15 protein-coding genes are annotated in these 26,095 nt (G+C 73.2%); 6 read left to right on the top strand and 9 right to left on the bottom strand.

The window, feature by feature from the left end:
- Window positions 1-46: 46 nt before the first annotated feature.
- From AC0VY3_RS19885 to AC0VY3_RS19865, 5 genes are read left to right on the top strand one after another with little or no spacing between them, the layout of a single operon-like run.
- Complete coding sequence (locus AC0VY3_RS19885) at window positions 47-907, top strand: DUF4132 domain-containing protein (protein WP_242739226.1); 861 nt, start codon at window positions 47-49, stop codon at window positions 905-907.
- A complete protein-coding gene (locus tag AC0VY3_RS19880) occupies window positions 904-6,105 on the top strand; it encodes a hypothetical protein (RefSeq protein WP_475550190.1) in 5,202 nt (1,733 codons plus the stop codon). The genes AC0VY3_RS19885 and AC0VY3_RS19880 overlap by 4 nt, the downstream gene beginning before the upstream one ends.
- Window positions 6,102-7,325, top strand: coding sequence for an ATP-binding protein (locus AC0VY3_RS19875; protein WP_475550189.1), 1,224 nt, complete (start codon window positions 6,102-6,104; stop codon window positions 7,323-7,325). The genes AC0VY3_RS19880 and AC0VY3_RS19875 overlap by 4 nt, the downstream gene beginning before the upstream one ends.
- 3 nt (window positions 7,326-7,328) lie before the next feature.
- A complete protein-coding gene (locus AC0VY3_RS19870) occupies window positions 7,329-11,399 on the top strand; it encodes a vWA domain-containing protein (RefSeq protein WP_475550188.1) in 4,071 nt (1,356 codons plus the stop codon).
- Window positions 11,396-13,177, top strand: coding sequence for a hypothetical protein (locus AC0VY3_RS19865; protein ID WP_475550187.1), 1,782 nt, complete (start codon window positions 11,396-11,398; stop codon window positions 13,175-13,177). The genes AC0VY3_RS19870 and AC0VY3_RS19865 overlap by 4 nt, the downstream gene beginning before the upstream one ends.
- 23 nt (window positions 13,178-13,200) lie before the next feature.
- Here AC0VY3_RS19865 and AC0VY3_RS19860 read toward each other — a convergent pair whose 3' ends face one another.
- The 9 genes from AC0VY3_RS19860 to aztB all read right to left on the bottom strand — a co-directional run bounded on the left by AC0VY3_RS19860 (window position 13,201) and on the right by aztB (window position 25,222).
- Window positions 13,201-16,170, bottom strand: a complete 2,970-nt coding sequence (locus AC0VY3_RS19860) for a 3-keto-alpha-glucoside-1,2-lyase-like domain-containing protein (protein ID WP_475550186.1) — start codon at window positions 16,168-16,170, stop codon at window positions 13,201-13,203.
- Window positions 16,171-16,450: 280 nt separating this feature from the next.
- The gene (locus tag AC0VY3_RS19855) at window positions 16,451-17,713 is read right to left on the bottom strand and encodes a DUF6357 family protein (protein WP_475550185.1); all 1,263 of its coding nucleotides are present in this window, start codon (window positions 17,711-17,713) and stop codon (window positions 16,451-16,453) included.
- A gap of 82 nt (window positions 17,714-17,795) precedes the next feature.
- A complete protein-coding gene (locus AC0VY3_RS19850) occupies window positions 17,796-18,605 on the bottom strand; it encodes an SAM-dependent methyltransferase (protein WP_475550184.1) in 810 nt (269 codons plus the stop codon).
- A 138-nt stretch (window positions 18,606-18,743) separates the two neighbouring features.
- Window positions 18,744-20,357 carry a SpoIIE family protein phosphatase gene (locus tag AC0VY3_RS19845; RefSeq protein ID WP_475550183.1) on the bottom strand — a complete coding sequence of 538 codons (1,614 nt, stop codon included), beginning with the start codon at window positions 20,355-20,357 and terminating at the stop codon, window positions 18,744-18,746.
- 85 nt (window positions 20,358-20,442) lie between these two features.
- Complete coding sequence (locus tag AC0VY3_RS19840) at window positions 20,443-20,745, bottom strand: hypothetical protein (RefSeq protein WP_103510878.1); 303 nt, start codon at window positions 20,743-20,745, stop codon at window positions 20,443-20,445.
- Window positions 20,746-20,936: 191 nt separating this feature from the next.
- A complete protein-coding gene (gene aztD / locus AC0VY3_RS19835; RefSeq protein ID WP_475550182.1) occupies window positions 20,937-22,130 on the bottom strand; it encodes a zinc metallochaperone AztD in 1,194 nt (397 codons plus the stop codon).
- Between the two features lie 49 nt (window positions 22,131-22,179).
- Window positions 22,180-23,133, bottom strand: coding sequence for a zinc ABC transporter substrate-binding protein AztC (aztC, locus tag AC0VY3_RS19830; protein ID WP_475550181.1), 954 nt, complete (start codon window positions 23,131-23,133; stop codon window positions 22,180-22,182).
- The gene (locus AC0VY3_RS19825; protein ID WP_475550180.1) at window positions 23,130-24,341 is read right to left on the bottom strand and encodes a hypothetical protein; all 1,212 of its coding nucleotides are present in this window, start codon (window positions 24,339-24,341) and stop codon (window positions 23,130-23,132) included. The genes aztC and AC0VY3_RS19825 overlap by 4 nt, the downstream gene beginning before the upstream one ends.
- Window positions 24,338-25,222: a zinc ABC transporter permease AztB gene (gene aztB, locus AC0VY3_RS19820; protein WP_475550179.1), complete on the bottom strand. Its 885-nt coding sequence runs from the start codon at window positions 25,220-25,222 to the stop codon at window positions 24,338-24,340. Before aztB ends, AC0VY3_RS19825 begins: the two co-directional genes overlap by 4 nt.
- Before the next feature lie 64 nt (window positions 25,223-25,286).
- Between aztB and aztA the strand changes: the two genes are divergently transcribed.
- A complete protein-coding gene (gene aztA / locus AC0VY3_RS19815) occupies window positions 25,287-25,988 on the top strand; it encodes a zinc ABC transporter ATP-binding protein AztA (protein ID WP_475550178.1) in 702 nt (233 codons plus the stop codon).
- Window positions 25,989-26,095: the final 107 nt, after the last annotated feature.

The following is a 26,095-nucleotide window of genomic DNA, read 5'->3' as shown; positions in this document are numbered from 1 at the left end:
ATGCCGCCGGTGCGGCGGCTGTCCGGGGCAACGGGGAGAACAGCGCATGGGGTGGGTTTCGGCGGGCGATTACGAAGTCGCTCTGGAGGCGGGCAAGGTGGTCTGCCGCAACGGGAAGGGCCGGCGGCTGAAGTCCGTCCCGGCTTCGTTGAAGGACGACCCGGCGGTGGTCGGTCTCCGGCAGCTGACCGAGTGGCTGGACCGGCACGAGCGCCGGTGCCTGAGCGACGTCGAGCAGTGGATGGTGCGTTCGCTGCCCGTCCCCACGGCCGTGCTCGCCCGGGTCTGGCCCGATCCCGCGTGGCAGGCGGCCCTGCGGGACGTGGTGGTCACCGGCGAGGACGGCGGGGTCGCCGGGTTCCTGCGCGATGTCGATCCGGAGCGCGGTCTCGGCCTCGTCGACCTTGACGGCGACACGGTCCGCATCACCCCGGACGTCGTCCGCGTGCCCCACCCCGTCCTGCTCGACGACCTCGACGAGCTTCGGGAGTTCGCGGTCGAGCTGGAGGTCCGCCAAAACGTGGAGCAGCTGTTCCGCGAGGTCTGGCACCGCCCCGCAGGACTCGCCCCGGACACCATCTCCGTGGACACCTACGCCGGCGGCGTCTTCAAGGAACTGCGTTTCCTGCACGGCCGCGTCACCCAGCTCGGGTACCGGTCGCGCGGTGGATACGCGGTCTGCCCGGTCGTCGAGGACGGCGCCGGAGTCGAGGCGCGCATCTGGATCGGCGAACACGACGGATACGACGCGTACGACACCGAGACGGGCCCTCTGGGCTGGAGCGACGCGTCGGGGCGCGCGCTGACGGCGGCCGAGGTCGGCGCCGTGGCGTGGTCCGAGGGCATGCGCATGGCGGCGGCGCTCTACGCCGGTCGCGACGTGGAGGACGAGGAGCGGGCGGCATGAGCATCACGACGAACACCGAAGCGAACACGACGGCAGCGGGCTCGGCGCCCCTTCCCGCCCAGAAGCGGGGCCGAAGCGCCTCCGCCCTCGCCGACGAGGCCCGCGCGGCGGCCCTGCTGGACGCGGGCGCGATCCTCCCGGCCGGCGCCACCGAGCGGGACGACGCCGACGCGCTGACCGCCCGCACCTACACGCACACCGCCCTCGGGGACCGCCCGGTGGTCCGGCTCGTGCCCGGCACACTCGGCGAGGCCGAGGATCTGGCCCTGGAATTCCTGGGGCTGGCCCGGACCGCGGACACCCCCGTCGTGGGACAGGTCCGCCGCGAGACGCTGGGCTTCCCGGCCTGGGCCCTGGTCAACGACCCGGCCAACGGGCACCACGCCCTCGCCCTGGTCAAGGACATCGAGCGACTGGGCCGGCAGGCCAAGACCCGCGCCGGTGCGGCCAAGGAGGGCTTCGACGAGCTCGGCACCCGGCTTGGCCGGGCCGTCCCGCACTTCCTCCCCACCTACTACGAGCAGGTGGCACGCCTCTTCCTCCAGGCCGAGAACGCCACCTACGCCGCCTCCTTCTTCGGCAAGGCCCGCGAGGCCGAGCGGGTCCACGGCCTGGTCGTGGACGAGGACCGGCAGCGCGCCGTCTTCCTGGAGTTCGCCCTCGCGGGCGCGCTGACCGTCAAGGCGCTGCGGCAGTACGTGCGCGACCTGGTGGCCCGGCTCGCGCCGGCGGACGCCTGGGCGCAGTTCCGCCGACTGCTGGTCGAGCGCTGCGCGGCCGGCATGCCGCCCTACGCGGCGCTCCCGCAGGACGTACGCACACTGATCAAGGCCGCCGGGCTGGACCGCGAGAGTGCCGAACGCGAGCTGGTGGCCGATCTGATCGGCTCTCCCGGAGTCGTCCGCGCCCCCGCCTCGTTCTGGGCGACCTACGGTTCCGCGCTCATCGCCCTCGCCCGGGCGGACGTGTCCGTGCGGGCCCGGCTCCTCGGATTCTTCCCGGAGACCTTCAGCGAGGGCGGCCGGGACACGGACGGTGAATCCGGCTGGCTCGCGCTGCTGACCGACTCCGGCGCCGAGGAACTGCTGACCGCCCTCCCGGGTGCCGCCGACCGGACGTCCTCCGACCCCGCCGGCGCCCTCGACGCGACCGTCTCCCCGGCGGACTGGCTCGCCCGCTGGGAGGCCTACCGGCGGCGCAACCGGGCCACTTCGGGCCGCAGCCCGCGCACCCTGGACCTCGCCGCCCGGATGACGGACCGGCTGCGCGCCGACGGACGCCCCGTCGAACTGTTCCAGGGCCGCTGGCAGCGCACCGCCGACCTGGACCTTCTCGATCTCTGCCTGGCCTCCGGGGTTCCCGTCGCCGAGCCGGACGAGGAGCAGACGGGCCGTGGCCACGGGCGGTCGCACGGCTTCTCACTGGGCCAGTGGCTCGCCGACGAGACGCCCGGGCGGCGGGATCTCACCGCCGTCGCCGAACACCCGGAATTCCGCGACCTCCTGCGCCGGAACGTCGGCGGTCTCGGCGACGGGCGCGGTCAGCGGCTGAGCGACGCCGGTATGGCGAAGCTGGCCGCGCACCCGGTGCTCTCCGTCCTCCTGCGCGAGTGGCTGACCGGCTGCGCGGAGGAGTACACCGCCGCGCGAGGACTCCCCGGGCTGCGCATCGCCCTGAACAAGCTCTCGCCTTTCCGCGCCGTCGTCGCGGACGTCGCCCCCGAGGCCGCGCGCCTGCTCGAAGAGCACGACATCGTCCCGCTGCTCGCCGCCACCCTGCGCACCGGCGTCTTCGACGAACTGGGCTGGTCCGCGCTCGACGAGACCTACGCCGAACTGGCCGCCGAGGCCGCCGCCGTATCGCGGCAGGGGAGCAACCGGTCGCAGAACGTCGGTGTCACCGGTGCCTGGCCCGCGCTGATCCTGAGCACGCCGGAGCGGGCCGTCGTCGTCGGTCCGGAAGGCGTTCTGCTGCGGCACACCCTGCGACTGCCTCCTTCCACCGACCAGTGGCGGACGCCCGCCTTCCGTTTCGTCGACGGCGAGTTGCTGGTGATCTGGTGGGAGGACGGCAAGCAGCGCGGCTACTGGTCGCACCGCCCCGCCGAGGTCTTCACCGTGGGCGGCGACCAGGTCCCCCGCTGGGGCCGCCCCACCCTCTCGGACGAGGTCTGCGTTCCGCTGCCCGGCGGCGGCCGCGCCACCGGCGGCAAGGCCCTGCACGCGGGCGACACCACCCTCCCGTCCCAGCGCGCCGTCCTCGCCGACGGCACCGGCCACTGGCGGGAGGGCCACCAGGGCACCCGGACGGTGTGGCTGGAGTACGACCCGGTCAGCGGCGCCCATGGCCGCGCCTCCCTCCCGGCCTTCCTCCGCTCCGGGGTGCGGGACGGCACCCGGCTGCTCGCCGAGCACTGCCAGGTGCTGCCTCTCCAGCCCGGTCTGGAGACCACCCCGTTCGGCACGGACGGCACGGTGCTCGGCCGCTGGGTCCGCCGCACCGCCACCGAGCCCGGCACGGCCGCCCCTGCCGACGGGGACCGGACCGTCGCCGGCACCCCCGACGGCCACACGGTCACCCTGCCGCACCCGCTGCCCGACGGCGCCACCGTGGTGCCGCTCGGCGCCCTCACCCTGCCCGGCGGGTCGCGGCCCGTCGCGGCCCTGCGCCACCGGTCCGTCGAAGCGCACCCGGCGGACACCGGTGGCACCGGCGGCTGCCTGTGGTCCGTCGGCACCGATTCCTCCGGCGGGAACGACGCGGCGGGCACCCCCTACGTGCCTCCCGCCGTCTACTGGCACGCACTGCGCCCGAGGGACGAGCAGGGCTCCGCCGCCCTGCGGAAGCTGACGGACGCCCGGGCCGACGAGCTGTTCGACGAGGTCGCCGCCGCGGTCGCCCGGCACCTCAAGGCGTTCCGCGCGGTCGAGGAGTACACCGGGCCCTCGTCGCGGGAGATGAGCCAGGAGGCCGTCGCCCGGGTCCTGCCCGAGGTGTCCGACGTACGGCTCCTCGCGGGCGTCACCGCGCTCGTACGGAACGCGGTGGACCGGGCCGTCGCGGTCGCCCAGTACCTGGAACCGCCCGCACCCGCGCAGCCGGTCACGCCCCGGTACACCGCACGCACCCAGGGCATGTTCTTCGACCACGAGCCCGAGCACGGCGACGACACGACTCTGCGGGCCGCCACCGCCTGGGGCTCCGACCAGATGCGCGGCACCTGGTGGGGAGCCGGACACCGGTGGACGGCGATCCGGCAGATCCTCGCCGTCAACCACGTCCTCGGCGGCGAGCCGGCGTTCGGCCCGCCCACGCCGTCGAAGGTCCCCTTCACCCCCGTGGACGGCTGGCAGCGCGACGAGTACACGGTGCCCGGGGTATCCCTCACCTGGACCACCCTCCTCGACAAGCTGCCCGAACTGGCCTATCGGGCCGCCTCTGAGGCCACCTCCCCCGAGCACCGCACCGGCCTCCTCGTGCTCCTGGAAGCGCTCGCCGCGGGCCCGCTGGCCGACCCGGCGGCAACGGTCCGACGGGTGGACCTCGTCGAACCGCTCGACACGGCGGCCCCCGGGCGGACGGGACGCCCCGAGGCCGTGCACCGCCTCGGCCAGGTGCTCCGCAAGGGCTCCCGCACGGTCGTGATCCTGGCCGACCACGGCCGCAACACCCGGGACGACGCGGCCCGCTGGCTCGCCCTCGACCACGACCCGACCGGAGCCTTCGGACCCGTTCCCGGCTTCACCCTCGACCGCGAGCACGTCTACCGGCAGGGCATCGCCCGCGACCGGCTCACCCGGCTGACCGCCCTGGTACGGGAGAAGGGCCCGGCGCCCTGGCGGCCGGAAGCCGCCGAGGCGTTCCACACGGCCACCGGAATCGGCCCCCTCCAGGCCACCGCGCTGCTGTCGGCCGCCGTCGAGGAGCCCGGCGCCGAGGCGCTGGCCCTCCTCGGCGCGAAGACCCGCGCCTTCGAGACGGCTCAGGACCGGCTGGACGCCCTGCCCCGCGACGACCGGCACACCGTGCTCCGGGCGCTGCTGCCCGGGGACCCGGCCGAGCTGTGGTCCACGGGCCCCGACGTCCGGGCCGCCGCCGAGGTGTGGCGGGAACGCCTGGGCTCCCTCGTCCGCGTCCCCGAGGAGCTGGACCTCGACCTCAGCGGCGCCACGGCCGCCTCCGTCGACCTGATCCTCAATGCGGGCATTCGCAGCTGGCTCGCTCACGGCACCCCCGTACCGGACGGCAGCGCCCGTCCGGCCCTCCACCGGGTGAGTGCACGCGGAGCGGTCTCGAACGCCCTGACCGCCCTGCGCACCCTCGCGTACACGCTGCCGTACGGCCACCCTCTGCGGGCCCACCTGCCGGTCGGCCTCGCGGCCCTGCGCAGCCGCCTCGCCGACCCGGGACTGGTCCTGGACCTCGGTCTGGACTGGACCGACTCGGGGGGCTCCCTCGGCCCCGCGATCCGCGCGGCGCACGGGCTCCCCGAGTCCGGCGGCGCCGAGGCCGACGGACTGGTCCGGGCCGGATCGGCGCTGCTCCTCGCCCCCGGGTACGGCGACAGCGAGAAGCTGCTGATCCGCCCGGCCGCTCTCGACGGCCCCGACGACCCGGCGTTCGGCCTGGTCGAGGGCACCGTCGGCCCGCAGCGCACCGGCGACCTGCTCGCCCTGCGCGCCCTGCTGAGCCAGCAGAGCGACAGCCTGGCCGAGGCGGGTGCACCCGACGGCTCCGCGCCCTACCCGGCCCAGGACCCGACGTGTGCGGTGCCGGACCTGGTGGCCGGGGCGGCCGACGCCCTCGCCCTGAGCGCCGACGCCGCAGCGCTCTACCTGATGCTGCTCGCCCTGCCCGACCCCACGGACCGCAACTGCGTCCGCTGGACCGGGTGGAAGCCCGCACGGATGAAGAAGGCGCGCACCGAACTCGCCGCCACCGACCTCGTCGTGGAGGCGAAGCGCTCCCGCGCCGGTCGCACCCTCTTCCTGCCCTGCGGCTGGCTGGAGCGCGGCGCCCCCGGGCTGCCGCTGGAGACCTGGAAGGAAAGCCTGTACCCGCTGGCGGGGTCCGCCCGGACCCTGCCGCACCTCCCCGTGCCCGCGCTGTACGCAGCCGCCTGGTCCCGGGTCCGGGGCGGCGACGCCCCCGCCTTCGAAGAACTGAACACCCGCGCCACCCGGAAGGGCCGCCGATGACGAACGACACCACGACCACCACGGACAGCGCCACCGCGGAGGGCGTCCCGGGTCAGGCGACGGCGTCCGGCCGCGCGCCACGGCAGATCATGCTGCCCGAGGACCGGTACGCCACCGAGCTCGCCTTCCTCGCCGCTCACGACCCGGGGCCGCGCCCGCCCGGCTGGCTGCTCACCCCCCGTGCCGTCGTCACCTTCGTGATGGGCAGCTCGGCGGACGCGCTGAGCCTGCCGAAGGGGGCCCGGCCCGCGGCCGGAGTGCCCCGCCGACTGGTGATCGAGCAGAAGTTCGTCGGCGAGCGCGCCCTGGTCGAACGGTGTGTGGTCACGCTCGCCGGGGAGCGCGGGCTGCTCCTCGTCGGCGAACCCGGCACCGCCAAGTCCATGCTCTCCGAGCTGCTGTCGGTGGCTGTCTGCGGGACCAGCGCGCTCACCGTGCAGGGCACTGCGGGCACCACCGAGGATCAGCTCAAGTACGGCTGGAACTACGGGCTGCTGCTCGCCCAGGGACCCACTGAGCAGGCCCTCGTGCCCTCCCCGGTGCTCACCGCCATGACCCGGGGCGCCGTCGCCCGGGTCGAGGAGGTCACCCGCTGCCTGCCGGAGGTCCAGGACGCCCTCGTCTCCCTGCTCTCCGAGCGGCGGATCGCGGTGCCCGAGCTGGCGGGCGGCGAGGGCGCCCAGGTGCACGCGGCCCCCGGCTTCACACTCATCGCGACCGCCAACCTCCGGGACAAGGGCGTCTCGGAGATGTCCGCCGCGCTGAAGCGGCGCTTCAACTTCGAGACCGTGGGCCCCATCGGGGACGTGGACGCCGAGACCGCGCTCGTCCGGCGCCAGTCGCGGGCCGCCGTCGAACGCGTGGGCGTCGCCTACCAGGTGGACGACGCGGTCCTCGAAGCACTGGTCACCGCCTTCCGGGACCTGCGCGACGGCCGCTCCGTGGAGGGCTGGGAGGTCGAACGCCCCTCGACGGTGATGAGCACGGCGGAGGCGGTCTCCGTCGCGGGCGCCCTCGGCCTGGCCGCCGCCTATTTCCCGGGCGACCGGGACGTGCTCTCCCTGCTGCCCGGCCATCTGCTCGGGGTCGTCAGAAAGGACGACCCCGCCGACACGGCACGGCTGCTGGGGTACTGGGACGGGCCGGTGCGCAGACGCGCGGAGCAGGGCTCGGCCACCTGGCGCGCCCTGTGGGATCTGCGCTCGGTGCTGGAGAACTGACAGATGAACGAGTCGACCACTCCCGGGCCGGGTGCCATCGCCGAGGCGTCGCCCGCCACCGGCGCGCGGACCGGTTCCCCGGTTCGGGGCGCGGAGGGCGGGCCGGCCACCCCGGAAGCCGCGGTGGCGGCCCTCGCGGCGGCCGGTCCCGGGTCACCGGTCCTGATCGGGGTGCGCCACCACGCGCCCTCGCTGGCGGCCGCCCTGCCGGAGCTGCTGGACGCGGCGGCCCCCGACGTCCTCCTCGTCGAACTGCCCGCCGAGTTCCAGCCCTGGCTGAGCTGGCTCGCCCATGAGGAGACCGAGGCCCCGGTGGCGCTGGCCGCCGTGCCCGCCGCCGGCCCGGCGGGTGAACGGGGCCCGGCCTTCTACCCGTTCGCGGACTTCTCGCCCGAACTGGTCGCGCTGCGCTGGGCGGCGAGAAAGGGCGTTCCGGCCGTGGCCTGCGATCTGCCCATGGCCGACCGGGCGTGGTCGCAGGACGGCCCCGGAGCATCCTCGGCGCCCGTGCCGGGGGAGGGACTTGGGCTGTCCGTCGCGCTCCGGTCCCGGCTCACCGGCCGGGAGGGCGACGACCTGTGGGACCGGCTGGTGGAGGCCCGGGCGCCCGGTTCGACACCCGAGGCGCTCCGCCGCGCCGCCCTGCTCACCGGCTGGGCGCTGCGCCATGAGGCCGAGGCGCGGGGAGGGGTGCAGCGTACGGACCTGGTGCGCGAGGCGTGCATGCGAGGACATGTCGCCGAGGCCCTGGCGGGCGGGCGGCGTCCCGCCGTGGTGGTGGGCGCCTTCCACACCCCGGCGCTGCTGCCGTCGGTCGCCGGGGCGGCGGGGACCACCGTGGCTGCCGGTAAGGCCGGGGTGCCTGGAGTGGCTGCGGTGCCGGGGCCAGGAGCGCCCGACGTTGCTGCTGTGCCGAAGCCGGGAGTGCCGGTCCCGGCCACCGTGCCGGAACCGGAAGCGGCGGACGTGGCCACCGTGCTGGAACCGGGAGCGCCGGACACGGCCGCTGTACCGGAGCCGGGAGTGCCGGGCCCCGACGCTGTGCCGAGCCCGGCCGCCGTGCCGGAGCCGAGCCGGGCCCGCCACGCCGACGACGCTGCCGGGGCCGCCGGGTGCACGGTCTCCCTGATCCCGTACACGTACCCGCTGCTCGACTCACGGTCCGGTTACCCGGCCGGCATCCGGGACCCGGAGTGGCAGCACACCGTCCTGGAGGCCGCCGGGGATCCGGCCGCGCTGCACGAGGCGCTGGTCCGTACCGCCGTACGCCTCTGCGCCGCCCTGCGCGAACAGGGCCACCCGTACGGCCCGGCGGACGGCCGGGAGATCGTCCGTGTCGCCGGCGACCTGGCCCGTCTGCGCGATCTGCCCGCACCGGGCCGCGGTGAACTCCTGGAAGCCGTGCAGACGGTGCTGGGCCGCGGCGAGACCTACGGCACGGGCCGCGCCGTCGCACACGCCCTCGAACGCGTACTCATCGGATCCCGCACCGGGCGACCCGCGCCCGCGACTCCGCGCAGCGGCCTCGGCCCCGCCGTCGAGGCCGAGACCGAAGCCCTCGCACTCCCCGGGCCGCAGGACGCGCACGAGAAGGCACCGCGCGACCTCCGGCTCGACCCGGCACGCTCCGCCCTGGACCGCCGCCGCGAACTGCTGTTGCGCAGGCTGACGGTGTGCGGCATCCCCTACGCGCAGGAGCAGGAGGTGACCGGCGCGGCAGGCGGGGAAGGGCTGACGACGCGCTGGCGGGTCCGGTGGACCCCGGCGACGGCCGCCATGCTCACCGCGGCCGGGGCCCGCGGGGTCACCCCGGCCCAGGCGGCCGAGGGCGTGTTGCGGCAGCGTCACGCGGCCGAGCGCGCGGAAGGCGGCCCGACCGCCGCCCAGGTCGTGCGTGGTCTCGCGGAGGCCGCCGCCTGTGGGCTGCCCGCCCCGGCCGACGAACGGCTGACCGAACTGGCGGCCGTGCTCCCCGCGAGCGGAACCCTTCCCGAACTCCTCGCCGGGCTCGACCTGTTGGACCGCATCGACGCGGGCCATCTGCCGGGCCTCGCCGCACCCGACAGCCCCGAAGACCCGTCGGAAGGCCCCGAAGACTACTTCCACGGCCCTGCGGCCCCGGACGCCGCCGACGCCGCGAGGGCTGTCTGCACCGCGCACGCGGCGGAGCTGCTGACCGCCGCCGCAGTACGCCAGGTCGACGGCCTGGCCGGCTCCGAGAAGCCCGAGGAGGCCCGGGCCCTGCTCGAACTGGCCCAGCGGGCCGACCGGCTGGGAGGCATCCGGCTCACCGACGCCCTCGCCCGGCTGGCCGCCGACGGCGCGCCGTTGATCGCCGCGGCCGCCGGAGCGGTCCGCGTGCTCACCGGCCACGAGGAGGCCGGGGCCTTCGGGGAGCGGGTCGCCTCCTGGGTGGACGGAGCCGTGGACAGCACCTCCCGGGCCACGCTCACCGCCCGCCTCACCGGAGTCCTGACGGTCGCGGGCCCGCTCCTGACCGTCGGGGCCGGCGCGCTTGACCCCTTGCTGGACCGGGTCGTCGAGCTGGACGACTCCGCGTTCCTGGCCCGGCTGCCCGCCCTGCGCGGTGGCTTCGACACCCTCAGTCCGGCCGCCCGGGACCGTCTGCTGGGCACCGTCGAGGAGCGGCTGGGCGAACGGGTGGACCACCTCGACGCGGACGATCCGGCCGAGCTGGCCCGCCGTACGGCCGCCGACCTCGCGGCCCGCGAGCTCCTGACCGCACTCGGCCTTCCGGTCACGGCACCCGCCCACGACGACCGGCTCCCACCGCCGTCCGTCGACCGCGCCGAGCCCCGACCCACCACCGCCGTCAGGCCCGGAACCCCTGCCGAGGCCGCCCCCACCACGGTGCCCACCATCACCGTGCCCCCTGCCGGGGCGACCCCCGGCACAGCGTCCTCCACCGGGGCGGACCCGGCTCCGGTTCCCGCCCGGACCCTCGGGCCCGCCGACCGCTGGCGGCTCGTGCTCGGCCGGAGCGCCGACCGGCTGCCGCCCGGAGCCGCCCGTCTGGCGACCGCGCTCGACGAGCTCTACGGCGCGGGACACGGCGAGGGCTCCCGCGGCGGCCTCCCCGGGCAGGACGGCTCCGGAGCGGGCGGCGGCCGGGAGCCGTCGTTCCCCGGCGTCCGCGAGTGGTCCGAGGAACTGGCCGCGCTGTTCGGCCCCGGCGTCCGCGAAGAGGTCCTGGCCGCAGCGGCCGTGACAGGGCGGCAGGACGTCCTGGCCGAACTCGAACCCGCCGCCGCGACCCCTTCGGTGGAACTGCTCCGGACGATCCTGCAGTACGCCGGCGGCCTTCCCGAAGCCCGCCTCGCGGCGCTCCGCCCGCTGGTGCGCCACCTCGTCGACGAACTGACCCGACAGCTCACCACCCGGCTGCGGCCCGCGCTGACCGGCGCGACGACGGCCCGGCCCACCCGCCGCCCCGGGGGCCGGCTCGACCTGCCGCGCACCCTGCGCGCCAATCTGGCCACCGCCCGCCGGACCGCCGACGGCACGATCCGGGTGATCCCCGAGAAGCCCGTCTTCCGCAGTCGTGCCCGCAGGTCGGCCGACTGGCGCCTGATCCTCGTCACCGACGTCTCCGGATCCATGGAGGCCTCCACGATCTGGTCCGCGCTGACCGCCTCCGTGCTCGCCGGGGTGCCGACCCTGAGCACCCATTTCCTGGCGTTCTCCACGGAGGTCGTCGACCTCACCGGGCATGTGCGCGACCCGCTCTCCCTCCTGCTGGAAGTGAGCGTGGGAGGAGGCACGCACATCGCCGCCGGGCTCCGGCACGCCCGCGGGCTGATCGAGGTGCCCTCCCGCACCCTCGTCGTCGTCATCAGCGACTTCGAGGAGGGAGCGCCGCTCGCCGGACTGCTGGCCGAGGTGCGGGCCCTGGTGAACACCGGTTGCCACGTCCTCGGGTGCGCGAGCCTCGACGACGCCGGCCGGCCCCGCTACTCGACGGGCGTCGCCGGACAGCTCGTGGCCGCCGGTATGCCCGTGGCGGCCCTCAGCCCACTCGAACTGGCCCGCTGGATAGGGGAGAAGACCGCATGAACGACGACCGGCTGCCGCCCGTGGCACCGGAGGTCACGGCCACGCTCGTGGAGGACCTCTCGCCCCGGCTGCGCAAGCGGCTGGACGCTGCGGTCACCAAGCTCGCCGCCCGCCCGACGCACCGCGACGGGGACACCACGACGATCGAGGTCGACGACGAGACCGAGCTGCGCCTGCACGCCCCGGGCGGCGTGGTGGCGAAGGCGGAGGACATCACCTGCGGCTGCCTCCTCGCCCCCGCCTGCGTCCACCGCGCGGCCGCCGCCTGCGCCGCCCCCACCGCCGACCCGGCGCCGGAACCCGCCGGACAGCCCACCCCCGAAGTCCCCGGACCGGCCTCAGCGGCGGACCCCGGCACCGCCTCCCCGCCGGAGACGGCGAGCCCGGCCCAGCGCGCCGCCGCCGACGCCCTGTGGGCGGCGGGCGCGGCCGTGCTGGAGGCCGGCGTCGACGGGGCCGGGGCCGTCACCCAGTCGGCCCTCCTCCGTGCCGCGCACACCGCCCGGCTCGGTCACCTGCCACGTGCTGCGGGCGCCGCACTGGCGGTCGTCACGCTGCTGCGCGCGGCCCGCGCCGGGGACCCGTCCTACCGCACCGCCGACCTCGTCACGGCCCTGGCCGAACTCCTGGGCACCGCCCGCCGCGTGGGGACGGCGTCCGGAGCGGAGCTGGCTGCCGTCCGGGGCCGCGCGCGCCGCCCGTACAGTCCGGACGGCTCGCTTCGCCTGTACGGCCTGTTCACCGAACCCGTGGTCACCGACTCGGGGCACGGCGGCGTCCGCACCTGGGTCGCCGGAGCCGACGGCCGCCTCTTCACGGTCGGCGATGTGGCGCCCGGCGGCGCGGGGCGCGCCCTCGGTGTGGCCGACCGGGCGGTGCGCCTGGGTGACAGCGCGCTCACCCACCGGGAGCTGGGCCGGGCAGGCCTGGCCGTGTCGGGGGCGACGGTCTCGCCGGACGGCAGACTGGGCGCCGGAAAGGGCGTCAGGGCCGTCACCGCCCGGGGCGCGGCGTGGACGGAACCGCCGCTCGCCGCCCTGTGGGAGACACCGCCGTCCGAACAGGTCGCCCGCGCCCTGCGGTCCACCTCCCGCTATGCGGACCCGGACGGCGGCGGCAGCGACCTGCTCTTCCTGGACGTCGAACTCCTCGGCGCGGTACGGGAGCCGGGCGGCACCTGCCTGCTCGCGCTGTGCGAGGGAGGCGTTCGGGTCCGGCTCGCCGTCGCCGACGACGAGCCCGCGCTGGCGCACCGCGACAACCTGGCACTGCTGGCCGCGGCGCCGGGTGCCCGGCTGAGGATCATCGGCCGCCTGGCTCCCGCCCCCCACCCCCGGCTCACCCTCCTCGCGTGCTCGCACCCCACCGGCGAGGGCACCATCGACCTCGGCCTCGACCGGCTGCGCCGCGCCGACCTCCCGGACCCGGCCGCCCCCGCGCACCTCGCCCCGCCGCAGCCCACCGGTTCCGTCGGGCAGTCGCCCCTGTATCTCCTGGAGCGCCGGGTCGAACAGACGGTTCCGGCGGGCCGCGCCGCCCTCGGCATGCTGGACGATGTCACCGCCGAGACCTCGCGGATCCGCCGCGCCGGCCTTCCCACGGCCGCCGCACTCCTCACCGCCCTGTGCGCCTCGGCGGCCCAGCGTGATCGCGATCTCTTCGGTCGCCTGCTCCCGGCCGACACCGACGGCTTCGCCGCCTACTGGCTGGCCGCCGCCCGCTACACGGCCGCCGTGGCCGAATCCCTGTGCTCAGCGGCCTGGGATCCGACCACGTAGGGCACACCGTGTGAACGCGGGTGTCAGAGCCGTTCGATCCAGATGTTGCGGAACCTCGGGTTCTCACCGGGGTCCCCGTGGTCCTGCAGCTTGATGTGGCCCGGGGCGGGACCCTCCGGGCGGCCCGCCCCGGTCGGTCCGGCGATGGCGACGTCTCTGTGCACCAGCTTGCCGTTCCACCGGAGAGTCACCCGCGCGTTTTCCACCTTCTTTCCGTCGCTGTCGAAGCGCGCCGCCCGGAACTCGATGTCGTAGCGCTGCCAGGTGCCGGACGGTGTCGCCGCGTTGACGTCGGGGGCCTTGCGCAGATAGATCGATCCGGCATCGTTGGTGGCGGGTACGTCGACCCCGAAGGACTCCAGGATCTGGAGTTCGTACCGCTCCTGGATGTAGATCCCGCTGTTGCCCCGGGCCTGTCCGGTGACGTCCGGCGGGTAGTGGGGCTGGTACCACTCCGCGTGCATCCGGAAGTCGCCGTACTTCTCCTTCGTCCGGATGTCTCCGCCGAGGGACTCCATGGAGCCGTCCGCCACCGGCCACTTCGCCGGACCGCCGTCGTTCGACTCCCAGGCGTCGAGGTCCGTGCCGTCGAAGAGGGTGGTGCGCTTCGTCGGGGTGACGGTGAGGTTGTCGAGGTTCACATGGCCGTCGTCCTCGGGCTCGTAGGCGTACGTGATCGTGTTCGCGCCCTTGCGCAGGGGCACCGCTTCGGTGTGGGTCGCCCACGTGTTCCAGGCGACGGTGGAGTTCAGCCAGATCTGCTTGTGGCGCTCGCCGTTGACGTACAGGGTCATCGACCGGGGCTTGGGCTCCGGGTCGGAGTTCTGCCCGTTCGCGTACCGCAGGGCGAGGTCGTGCTTCCCCTTCTTGTCGGCGCGCACCGCGAAGGTGGTGCGGGAGCCCGGCTCCCAGTTGTTGTCGATGAAGCCGGTGCCGGAGTAGCCGGAGTGGTTGTCGTTGAACTTGGTGCCGCCGGCCAGTGAGGCGGACTCCGCCTCGTACACCGGCGGCGGCTTCGACCCGTCGGGCAGCGTGTTGAGGCTGTACCAGGCCTCGGTGCTCCACAGCTCCGCTCCGGACTCCGCTGCGAACGGGCGCGGGGACTGCACATGCACCACCCGGCCCGGGCGCAGGCCGTCCATCTTCAGCGTCACCGTCCTGCGGTCCTCGGAGAGCGTCGCGGAGGTGACGTCGAGGGTCTCCTCGTCGGCCTTCGGGCCGCCGTACCTCGGAGTCGCCACATAACGCCACTGCTGGGCCTCGTACTTGGCGGCCAGATCCTCGGCGGCCTCCGCGGAGAGCGGCTGGGTGTACTCGATCGCGAAGCCGCCGTCGACCGCCCGCATGGCGCGCATGTCGAAGGCGTCGTCGCCGGTGAGCGCGAGCTTCTGGAGGCCGAACTTGAGCTTGCCCTCCTGGCCCCAGTTCCCGGAGTCGCCGATGCCGCCGGCGTAGATCGCCCCGTCCGGGCCGAGGCTGATCCTGTTGACCCCGGCCTCCAGCCCCTGCGTCATCCGGAACACCGCGCCCTGGTACTCGCCGCCGACCTTCTCCAGGTACGCGCGCTGAAGGCCGCCGTAGGTCACGTCACCGAACACCATCTGTCCGGCGAAGGGCCCTTCGGGCAGAAGGAGCGGGTTGCTCGGGGAGTTGGAGATCTCGCCGTGCGGCAGCCAGAGGACGGGCTCGGTCACCGGCTGGTCGTCGTAGACGCCGTCCGGGTTCGTGTGGTGGTTGTAGAACGCGCCCTGCTTGATCCGCACCAGCTTCGACGTCGGCACGTACGCGCCCTGGTTGTCGGTGGCGAAGATGTCGCCCCCCGGGCCCCAGCCGAGTCCGTTCGGTGTGCGCAGCCCCCCGGCCACGTACGACACCTTCCCGGTCTTCTTGTTGATCTTGAGGGTGGAGCCGCGGTTGGGCACGTTCTGCGGGTCCTGGGTCGCGCCGCCCGGCACCATCGCGATGCCCGTGCTGACGTAGAAGTGCCCCTTCTCGTACAGCAGCCCGAACGCGAACTCGTGGTAGTTGCCGCCGAACGGCCAGGTCGCGATCTTGCGGTACTCGTCGGTGACCTCGTCGCCGTTCTTGTCGACCAGTGCGGTCAGGCCGTCCTTCTCGGAGACGTAGAGGGTGCCGTCGACGTACTTGAGGCCCATCGGCTCCAGCAGGTTCTCGGCGACCAGTTTCTTGGTCACCTTCGACGGGTCGGTGTTTCCGGTGACGTGGTCGAGCAGATACACCTGCCCGAGCTCGCTCTCCCTGCTGCCGCCCCAGGTGCTGACGGCCAGTCGGCCGTCCGGCAGCCAGTCCATGCCGGTGACCTGCGGTTCGAAACCGTCGGGGCGCAGATCGGTGAGCGTGTAGTCGGGGTGCACGCCGGCCAGCGGCAGGCCGTCGCCCGGTGACTCGTCGATGCCCTCGCACAGCTTGCGGCCCGGCGATGTGACCCGGGTGACGTCGGCGTCGGTGCTCAGCACCGAGGTGGGTACGACGGTGTACGCGTCCGACCCGGGCGGCCGCCACTCCAGCAGGAGGCGCTGGTCGTACTCGCCGTCCCAGTGGTCGATGCGCAGTGCGTGGTGGCCCTCCGTCAGCTCGGCCGAGCCTTCCTTGGGCTGGGCGCCGTGCTTGCCTCCGTTGTCGATGATCTCCGTGCCGTCGATGATCAGCCGGGATCCGTCGTCGCTGGTGATGCGGAAGTCGTACGTCCCGGCCGAATCGACGTTCAGGTACGCGGTGACCTCGGTGACGAACTTGCCGCTCAGCCCGAAGTCCCCGGCGGTGGTCCAGTCGATCGTCGGCTTCAACTCGTCGACGTTGGGCGTCTGCCCCGGCTTGAGCGTGCAGAAGTCTTCCAGAGCCATCTGTACGTCGAACACCCGCATGGTCACGCCCGGTTCCTGGGGCGGTATGTCGGGGGGCTGGGCGGCGGCCTGGCCCTGGGTGAGGGACACGAGGAACAGGGCTGAGACGAGTACGGCCAAACGCCGCATGGGCCTTCCTCCTTGGGGGCCGAGGCAGCCGGCGGTCCGGTGGCTGACGGGCTGCCGTTCACAGTGAAGGGCAGGCCCCACGGAAAAGGCAACGGGTCGGCAAGCGCTTTCTGTCTATCGTTGGAAAATCCATGTTGCGATGATCGCTGCACTCCTGCCCGAGTGGCTCGCTGAGATGAGGAAAGCGCTTGTGTCAAGACAGCGGCTTTTCGGGGTCGCCGCTTACCGGGGCGACCGCGGGGGCCGCTCCGGCTCCTGTCTCCTCCGTGCGGCGCCGACGTCAGGCTCCGCCCTTCCGGCGGCGCGCGCGCTCGAACTCGGCGACATCCGGCATCCAGCGGCCGTGCGGTCCGAGTGCGGCGCAGCCACCCCGGACGAAGGCGCCGACCAGCTTCCGGTACCCGCCGATCCCGTCGACCAGGCTGTACTCGACCCGGTACTCCGGATCCGCCCCGCCCACACCCGCACGCACCGTCGTGACCCGGGCGATGGAGTCCGCGTAGAAGTGGAGCTGGATCCCTTCACCCATCGCCTCGTCCTCGATGGTGAACACCTCGTTGTCCGCGGCGGAGCGATCGCCGACGAACTCCCAGAACTCCGCGGTGGCGGTGCGGGGGCCGCCCGAGAGCCACTTCTTCTCGACGCCCTTGTCGTCGGTGAACGACAGGGCCGTCTTCCTCGCACGTCCGCCGGCATCGGCGCTGCCCCCGGCAGCCTCCTCCTCGTCCTCCGCGGGCGTGCTCCTGGAGCGGCCGGCGGCCTCCGAGCACATCAGGAAGCTCACGGTGCGCACCGCGTCATCGGCGAGCGCGGGGTGCGCACGGCGCACGGCCGCCTCGACCGCCGCCGCCAGCCGATTCCAGTCGTCTTTGTCCGTGGCACGCTTTCCCCGTCGCGGATCGCGGCCGATCCGCATCCCGGCGGACGCCTGGTCCGCGGTGGCGATCACCCGCATGACCTCGGGCAGCAGTGCGGGGTCGACGGCGTCGGGCAACCGCCTCGGAACCGTAGCCCCGTGCAGGTACTGGCCCGTGTACCGCAGAAGCGCGGCGTCGAGCGGGCCGAGTACGGCTCCACGCTCGGCGCGACGGCGGTCCGCGCGGTACTCCTGGGCCCGTTTCGCGTCGGCCGTCTCCGTCGCCGTACGCATCGCCGCGCAGACCTCACCGCTCTCCAGCAGGCCGATGTCGGCCCCGTGCGCGACGAGCCGGCCCCTGTCCCACGGGATGCGCCGGAAGAGCGCGTCGACGTCCGCGGGCGAGGAGAGGAGGATCGGGTCCAGCAGCGCGACGGCGGCGCCTTCGTCCAGTCGGCCGCGAGTGCCTGCGGCGTCGCACAGCGGAAGAACCGCACTCCACAGCAGCAGATGTCTGCCCAGATCCTCCCGGATCACCGCGAGATGGGCTTCCTCGACCGGGAACGTGAAGGTGCGGGGCTCATGGTTGGCGTCGGCCCCGGCGCCCAGCATCAGCTTCAGTCCACCGCCGTCGCGGACCACGTTCGGGATCCAGCCGCTCCGGCGGGTGAAAACCATGTCGTTCATGGGCTCAGTCTTCCCCACCGGAGGAGGCCCGGCCCCGGGCGGCGGTTCGGCGGCTGCGCCCCGGGACCGGTGATGCCGTCCTTCAGGGCTTCCTGGCCACCGCTCCGTACATGGCGATGTCCCGGCCGTCGACGCCGCTCTGCTCCGGACCGGGGCGCCAGGTGTGCACCTGGGTGACTCCCGGGTCCTGCAACTCCAGCCCGTCGAAGAACGAGGTGGCTGTCGGCAGGTCACGCAGGACGAAGGGCATGCCTTGCCCGCGGTACTCCTGCGCCACCCGGTTGACCTCCTCCGGTGCGAAGTCCGCGGTACCGATGGTCATGGCCAGATAGCTCCCGGACGGCAGCGGATCCAGCAGCCGGGTGATCAGACGCCGGTCGTCGGGCGGCAGGATGAAGTGCATGATGCCGATCACCATCAGGCCGACGGGCCGGTCCAGGTCGATCAGCTCCTGGAACTCCTGGCTGCCGAGGATGGCGTCGGGGTCGTGCATGTCGGAGTCCACGTACGCGGTGGCACCCTCGGCCGAACTCTGGAGCAGGGCCCGCGCGTGCGCGAGCACGATGGGGTCGTTGTCCACGTAGACCACATGCGACTCGGGCGCCACCTCCTGCACGATCTGGTGCAGGTTGGGAGGGGTCGGCAGCCCCGTGCCGACGTCGAGGAACTGGCGGATGCCGCACTCCTCGGCGAGGAAACGGCCGGCACGGTGCATGAACCGGCGGTTCTCCATCATGTGGACGGGCAGGGCGGGCCAGTGGCGGCACATCGCGTCGCCGGCTTCGGCGTCGACGGGGTAGTGGTCCTTCCCGCCCAGGATGTAGTCGTAGACCCGGGCGGAGTGGGCCCGGGAGGTGGCGAGTCCGCTCTGCCGGTCTTGGGGGTTGCTCATGCGAGGCCTCTTTCGGTCAGGTACGGCTTGTTCGACGGTATAGGGCGGTGTCGGGTGCGTGAGCGGGGCGGCCGGGACCACGACCGGCCGCGGCGGCCGGGGTGACACATCCGGCTCGCTTCTCCCTCCGTCGCCGGGCTACGGGCCCGACCGGGCCTGCAGGGCGATGACGGCGATGTCGTCCCGCCGGTTCTGGGCGGCCGGCAGGAGCCTCCGGATCAGTGCCGCCAGGGGCACCCCCGCCCGTACCAGGGCTTCGGTGCGCCGACGCAGGCGCCGAAGGTTGTCGCCGATGTCCGTATCCGGTGTTTCCACCAGCCCGTCGGTGTAGAGGACCAGGGTGTCGCCTTCCCGGATGACCGTGTGGAGATCGGTACGGGGCAGGCCGTCGGTGACGCACAGCGGAGGGTCCGGGGCCGCGAGGTCGTGCAGGTAGCGCGGCGGCGCGTCGCGAGGGATCAGCAGCGGCGGCGGGTGACCGGCGTTGGACAGGGTGACACGCCAGATGTGAGGGGCCAGCCGGCGGATGACCGCGTGCACCGCCGTGACCATCGACGGCCCGTCGAGCGCCTGCACGATGTGGTCGAGTCGGCTCAGGGTGACCGCCGGGCTGGCGGCCGGCCCGCTGTCGTAGGCGAGCCCTCGCAACAGGCTGTTGACACGGCCCATCGCGGCGGCCGCGTCCAGATCATGGCCCGCGATGTCGCCGATGGACAGGGCGAGCGCGTCCGCGGAGAGCCTGACCGAGTCGTACCAGTCCCCGCCGACTTCCGCGGCCGAGTCGGCCGGATGGTAGAGAGCGGTGATCGAGATGCCGTCGACGGCCGACGGGGGAGAGAGGAAGGACTGCTGCAGGGCGAGCGCCTTGTCGCGGATTCTCTGCAGCTCCATGGTCCGGCGCAGAGGGCCGCTCATCTGCTGGAAGACGTCCTGCAGCAGGTTCAGATCGGCTTCGTCCGGCGGCGGGTTCCCCCGACAGGTCGTCGTGGTCGCCAGGGCGACGGCCCGGCCGTCCACCACGACGGGAAGCAGCGCGACGCTGGTCGCACCGGCTCTGCGCAGCCACCGTACGGACGCCTTCGAGAGGCCGTCCTCGGGAGGCTCGCCGGCCGGGAAGGTCAGCAGGCGGGCCTCCTGGCTCTCGATGACCTGCCGTGGGGCCGCCCCCCAGAGGATGTCCCGGTCCAGCGGGTACAGGGAGGGCAGCCCGGGCGCCAGCCCCACGCTCTCCGTCGATGCCGCGGACGCCACACCGTCGGCGAGCCCGTGACCGGGCCCGGGCTCGCCCCGTACATGGAAGACGGCGACGGCGTCGGCGAGTTCGGGGACGACGGCGGCCGCGGTCGTGAGGAACGCCTCGGACAGGTCGTGCGCGGCCGGTACCGCCGCCATACGGGCCAGCAGCTTCTCCCGCATCCGATTGCGCCAGTGGTCCTCGGCGTCGGCGGCCGTGCCGACCCATTCGGTGTCACCCGCCTCGTCCAGGACGGGCACGGCGATGATCTTGATGTGGCGGAAGCGATCGGGGGTGTCCTTGAGCCGCACCCGTACGATCGTGTCGAGCGGAGACCTCTCCACGGCGGTCCTGCGCCAGGCCCGGCGGAACCAGTCCCGGTCCTTGGGATGTACGGCGTCCATCCACGACGTTTCGCCGTCCGGGTGCCACAGCTGTTCCTTCATGCCGCTGCGCGACAGAAGCGTGAGGACCCCGTCGGCGGACAGTACCCAGACCGACTGCGGCACGGCGCTCATCAGCGCCGAGTAATGCCGGAGAAGACGTTCTTGATTCACCGCCCCCGCCTTCGATGTCGCCCGACGGCCCTCCGGCGGAGGTCGTTCAGTGGTCGTCCCAGTGGTCGCCGTGCTGGGCGTGCCGATGACCGTCGTGGACGTAGTCGACGTGGTCCTCGTGCGGTACGGCGACGTGACCGCAGTCCGTTCCGTGCCGGTGCTCGTGTCCGTCGTGCACCGCGTGCGACGTGGTCACGCACTCGTCCGCATGGTCCTCGTGCACCCGGTGCAGGTGCCCGTCGTGCGCGTAGTCGATGTGGTCGCCGTGCGGGATCGCCACGTGGCCGCATCCCGGTGCGTGGGTGTGCGTGTGCGCGGGGTGAGGCTCGTGCGCCGTGGTCGTGGACATCTCGCAGACTCCTTCGCGGGTGGCGCGGGACTGTTCCGCGCAGGCACCAAGGCGGACATATCCTGCTTTTCTCGCAGTTTAAGTCCGCCGTGGTGCTGCTGCCTCCGGGCGCGCCGGACCGGGCCGGCCGCGAGGAGCGGGCGGGGAGCACGACCCGCGGGACTCGCGCTCCCCGCCCGACGCCCTCGGCGTCAGTGCTGCTTGACGCCGCTCAGCTCGTCCGGAGCCTTCGGCAGGTCGGCGGCGGCCAGTCGCTTGCCCGACTCGATGTCGATGGCCAGCAGCTTCTTGCCCGAGGGGTCGGAGACGTACGCCGTGTGGTCACGTACGAACAGCGCCGGGCGGGGCTGCTGCCAGTCCAGCGGCTCCTGCCACGGGTCGAGGACGGCGATCTTCCTGGTGACCTTGCCCGTCTCGGGGTCGATCACGTGGATGCTGCCGTCGGTGCCCAGCACGAGAGCCTCCCCGTGCGGGCCGCGCGCCAGGGAGCGGAAGGTGTAGCTCGTGCCGATGTCGACCAGGCGCATCGTGCCGGTCCGGGTGTCGATGAGGGACACCTGCTCGGGGCGCTCCAGCTCGGCGTCCTTGTCCTTCTTGTAGTCGCCGAGGACGACGGGCGACTCGTCGGAGCCGGCCTGATTGCCGATCCGGCCGTAGTCCGTCGGGCTCTTCACCTTCTTGACGGCGCCGTCCTTGTAGATCAGGACGCCGTCCTCGCAGCCGATGACGACGGCCTCGCCCTGGGCGGTGGCCTCTCCGTGGACGCCGGGGCACTCCTCGCTGCGGGTGATCTCCTTGCGGTCCCTGCCGAGTACGGTGATGCCGACGCGCTTCTCCTCCGTGCCGAGGGTGGTCACCAGTGTGCCGTCGGCGAGCTGGATCGCGACACCGTGGTGCGGGGCCGCGGAGGTGTACGTCTCGGTTTTCGGCTTCGTGTCGCCGAGGTCCTTCGGATCGAGGACCGTGACGACGCCGGTGCCGTCGGCGAAGAGAACGGTCCGGCCCGCGTGGCGGACGACGTGGCCCGGCTTGCCGCCTTCGAAGTCGACGTCGGTGAGCTTTCCCCCCACCGCGTCGAGCACCTGGAATCCGGTGGCCGTGGAGACCATCACGTGGCGCTCGCTGCCTGCGGGATTGACGCGGTTGAACCCGGCCAGCGGTATGTCCTTCGCGAGCTTCAGTGTCGCTCCGTCCAGGACGTAGAGGCCTCCGTCGTACGTGGTGACGATCGGGTCCTGGATCCGGGCGGCCGGCGAACCCGGCTTCTCCTCCGCGGACTTGGCTGCGGAGCCCCCGGTGTCGTTGCCGCAGGCGGTGAGAGTCAGGGATGCCACGATCAGGGCGGCGAGGGCGGCCGTCGTCCTCGGGCGTGCTGCATGCTTCATCAGGTGTGTGTCCTTCTCCAGTTGTCGCGCGGGGTGCGCGGCAACGCGTTCATTCGGTGGTCAGTCCCGTAGTGATGGACTCGGTGTTGGCGCGCATCATCTGCAGGTAGGTGGCCGCCCCCTTCCCCTTCGCGGTGAGAGATTCGGAGAACAGCGGCACGACATCGACGGCGACGCCGCTCTCGCGTTTCAACACCTGCGCGAGACGGTCGGGTTGGGAGGAGTCCACAAAGATCGCCCGGACGCCGGATGTCCTGATCGCGGTGGCGAGGGACGTGAGGTCGGATGCGCTCGGCGACGCGAGCGTGGTCCCGCTCGGGATCACCGCGCCCACGATCCGGAACCCGAAGCGCTGGGCCAGGTAGCCGAAGACGTGGTGATTGGTCACCAACTGCCGCTGCTGGGGCGGTATGCGGCCGAACTGCTCGTCCATCCACCCGGCGAGTTCGGTGATCCGTGCCCCGTAGGCGGACGCGTTCTTCTCGACCACGGACCTGTCGGTCCCGTCCACGTGCTCGACGACGTGTCGCGCGATCAGCCCGACGGCGCTGCGGACGCGTTCGGGATCGGTCCAGAAGTGAGGGTCGGGTTCGCGGGCGGATGCGTCGGCCGTGTAGGTGATCGGGTCGACGGCCTCCCCGACCGCCAGGGTGGCGACGCCGGAGTCCTCGGCGGCCCGCACATGACGCAGGACGTTCTCCTCCAGGCCGAGTCCGTTGTGGACGACCAGATCGGCCCGCTCGATGGCTGCCGCCTGCGGAGCCGAGACGCCGAAGGAGTGCGGGTCGGCGTCGGCCTCCATCAGTACGGTCACCTCGGCCTCGTCGCCGACGATGTTCCGGGTGATGTCCCCGAGGATGTTCGTGGTGACGACCACGGAGGCGCGGTCCTCGTCGTTCCCCGTGCATCCGCCCGCTCCCAGGAGCAGCACACCGGCCAGGGCGGCGAGGACGAGACGGGCGGGTGCCCGATGTCTGCGAGGAGCAGCGGCGGCGTAGGTCATCGGCCCGTCTCCACCATGAACGTCGGGGCTATGCCGACCGAGAAGGTCCGGGCGACCCGGAGATGGTCGGCGTAGTCGATCTCGTGAACCTTGCGTGCCGCGGCATCGTTGACGTAGGCGCGAGCGCTGTCGACCTCGATCGTCGCGGCCGTCCCGGCCTTCGCGAGGAGCCGCTTGCGGGCGACCGCCTTCTTGGTGGTGAGGTCGTAGGCGGTGAGGACGCCGTCCTTGCCGAGCGCGAGCAGCGGTGAACCCTCCCCGGCGGTGTTGGCGGCGACGACCGCGCCCGTTTCGATACGTGTCCAGGTGCGGTCGGTGACGTCGAGGACCCAGACGGCCTCGTCGCCGGAGAGGGCCGCGAGCGTGGTGCTGCCGGGCCGGTGGCGGAAGTCGACGGCCCGTTCCGACTCCGGCGGCTTCGCGCCGTAGGGGATCTTCTCGGCTTCGAACGTGCCCTTGTCCTCGCTGACGAGCAGCGCGCCGTCGGCGCATCCGAAGACCACGCCCCGGCGGGTGACCGCCTCGCCGCGCGCCCGGTCGCACGGCTCCTTGAGCACGGTGACGCGTGCGCCGTTGCGGTCGCGAACCTCGATGGCGCCCTCGTCGGCGCCCGTCCCGGCGACCAGCAGATGCTCCTGATACGGGACGACCGCTCCGGCGCCCGTGCTGTCGAGCGAGCTGCCGCGGGGAACGGCGCCGTCCTCCAGTTTCGTGCGGTCGAGCAGCCGGGCACCGTCCTGGGACGAGACCGCGGTGACGGTCCGATCGCTGTGGATGTGAGCGGCCTCCGTCGTCGTCAGCGGGCCGATGCCGCGGATCGCCGCCCGGTAGTAGTGGACGTGATCGCCGTGGTCCACCGTCCAGGCGCCGGAGTCGAGGACATAGGTGCCGGCGGTGCCGCTCAGAAAGGCGAACCGGCCGTCGGTGCGCAGGGTCCGCGGGCCGCCGCCGCCCGCGAGCGGTGTCACGTCCTCGGTGGTCAGGTCCAGAACCTCGACCTTTCCCGTTCCGGCTTCCGCCAGCACGAGGCGGGACTGCTGCTCCGCCGCTTCCTCGGCTCCCTCCACGTGTCCGTGGGGTGGCGCCGTCTTCGATGCCGCCGGGGCGGACGTGGCGTCACCGCCGCTCCCGCAGCCGGTGAGCAGCGCCGATCCGACGAGGGCGGCGCAGCAGAGCGCCGTGGCGGTACGGGTTTTCCGGAGTCTCATGACAGGTGTCCGCTCTTCGCGTGGGGGCGGTCGGGGGTGGCGGTGGCCGGGGGAGTGGTGCGGGCCCGGTTTCGGTGCAGGCCGGAGGCGGCGGTGGAGAGCAGGAACTGGGCGACGGCCGTCGCCGCGATGCTCGCCCCGGCAGCCGTGTGGAAGTGCCACGAGAGCAGCAGGCCGATGAAGGTGGCGCTCGCGCCCAGTACGGCGGCGCCGGCCATGATCACCGGGATGCGCCGGGCCCACGGCAGCACGGTCGAGGGCGGTGCGATCAGCAGGCCGAAGACCAGCAGCGTCCCCACCACGTGGAACGAGGCGACGATGGCCAGCGTGAGAAGGGCCAGCAGCGCCGCGTGCGCCCACCGCGGCCGAAGCCCCAGCGTGTGCGCCTTGCGCTCGTCGAACGCCAGGGCGACGAAGGGGCGGTGGCCGAGCACGGAGACCACCAGCGCGATGATCGCGGCGCCGCCGAGGTGAAGCAGGTCGGCCGGACGCACGGCGAGGACATCACCGAAGAGAAAGCCGGTCAGGTCGACCGCGAACGACTGCGAGCGCGACACGATGATCACGCCCAGCGACAGCATGCCGACGAACAGCAGGCCGATGCTCGTGTCGTGCGACAGGCGGGGCGACCGCCCGACGACGCTCACGCCGAGGGCCATGACGGCCGCGCTCACGGCGGCGCCGACGAGCAGATTGCCTCCGAGGAGCGACGCGAGCGCGATTCCGGGAAGCATGCCGTGCGACATCGCGTCACCGAGGAAGGCCATGCCACGCAGGACGACCCACGTCCCGGCCAGGGAGCAGATCAGTGACACGAGCAGTCCGCCCCACACGGCCCGTTGGACAAAGGTCACCTCGAAGGGGCCCATCAACCATTCCATGGAGCGGGACACTACAATGAAAATGATTATCATTCCAAAAGCGTGACAGGGAGAGGTCCGGAGCATGCAGTGGCAGGTAAGGCTCGACGCGGTGGCGGCCGGGTATCCGGGCCGAGTGGTCATGGACCAATTCACCGCGCACGTACCGGCGTTCACCACGACCGCGGTGGTCGGTCCCAACGGATCCGGCAAGTCCACGCTGCTCGGTGTCGTCGCCGGTGTGATCCGGGCGACAGCGGGCCGGGTGGAACACCGGACCGGCCGGCGCGTGGCCTACGTGGCCCAGCGGAGCGGGGCGTCCGATGTGCTGCCGATGACGGTGCGGGACGCGGTGGCGATGGGGAGATGGGAGCGTCGCGGGCTGTGGCGACGGCTGACGCGCCAGGACCGGGCGGTGGTGGAGGCGAGCATGACGCGACTGGGCATCGACTCACTCGCCCATCGTCAGCTGGGGGAGCTGTCCGGCGGGCAGCGTCAGCGTGCCCTGGTCGCCCAGGGGTTGGCGCAGGAGGCGGATCTGCTTCTGCTGGACGAACCGGCCACGGGCCTCGACGCGACGGCGCAGCGGCTGATCGCCGATGTGCTGGCCGAGGTGACGAAGGAAGGCGTGACGGTCGTGCAGGCCACGCACGACCTGGAGGCGGCCAGGTCGGCGGGGCATCTCCTGCTGCTCCGGGACGGGCGGCTGCTCGCGGAGGGAGACCCCGGCGCGTTGCTGTCCGACGACACGGTCGCCGCGGTCTGGCAGTTGCCGCGGCGGGTGTGACGTCCACGGCTGCGAGACCCGTCCACGGGTGAACCCCGCCAACCGGCAGTCCGGTTGGCGGGGTTCACCCGTGCAGCAGGGCCGGACCGGGCGATGCCGTGGCTGCG

This window comes from Streptomyces sp. iso_384, from assembly GCF_056172905.1.
Note: the sequence above shows the minus strand (reverse complement) of the source record. Positions and strands in the feature narration are given on the sequence as shown.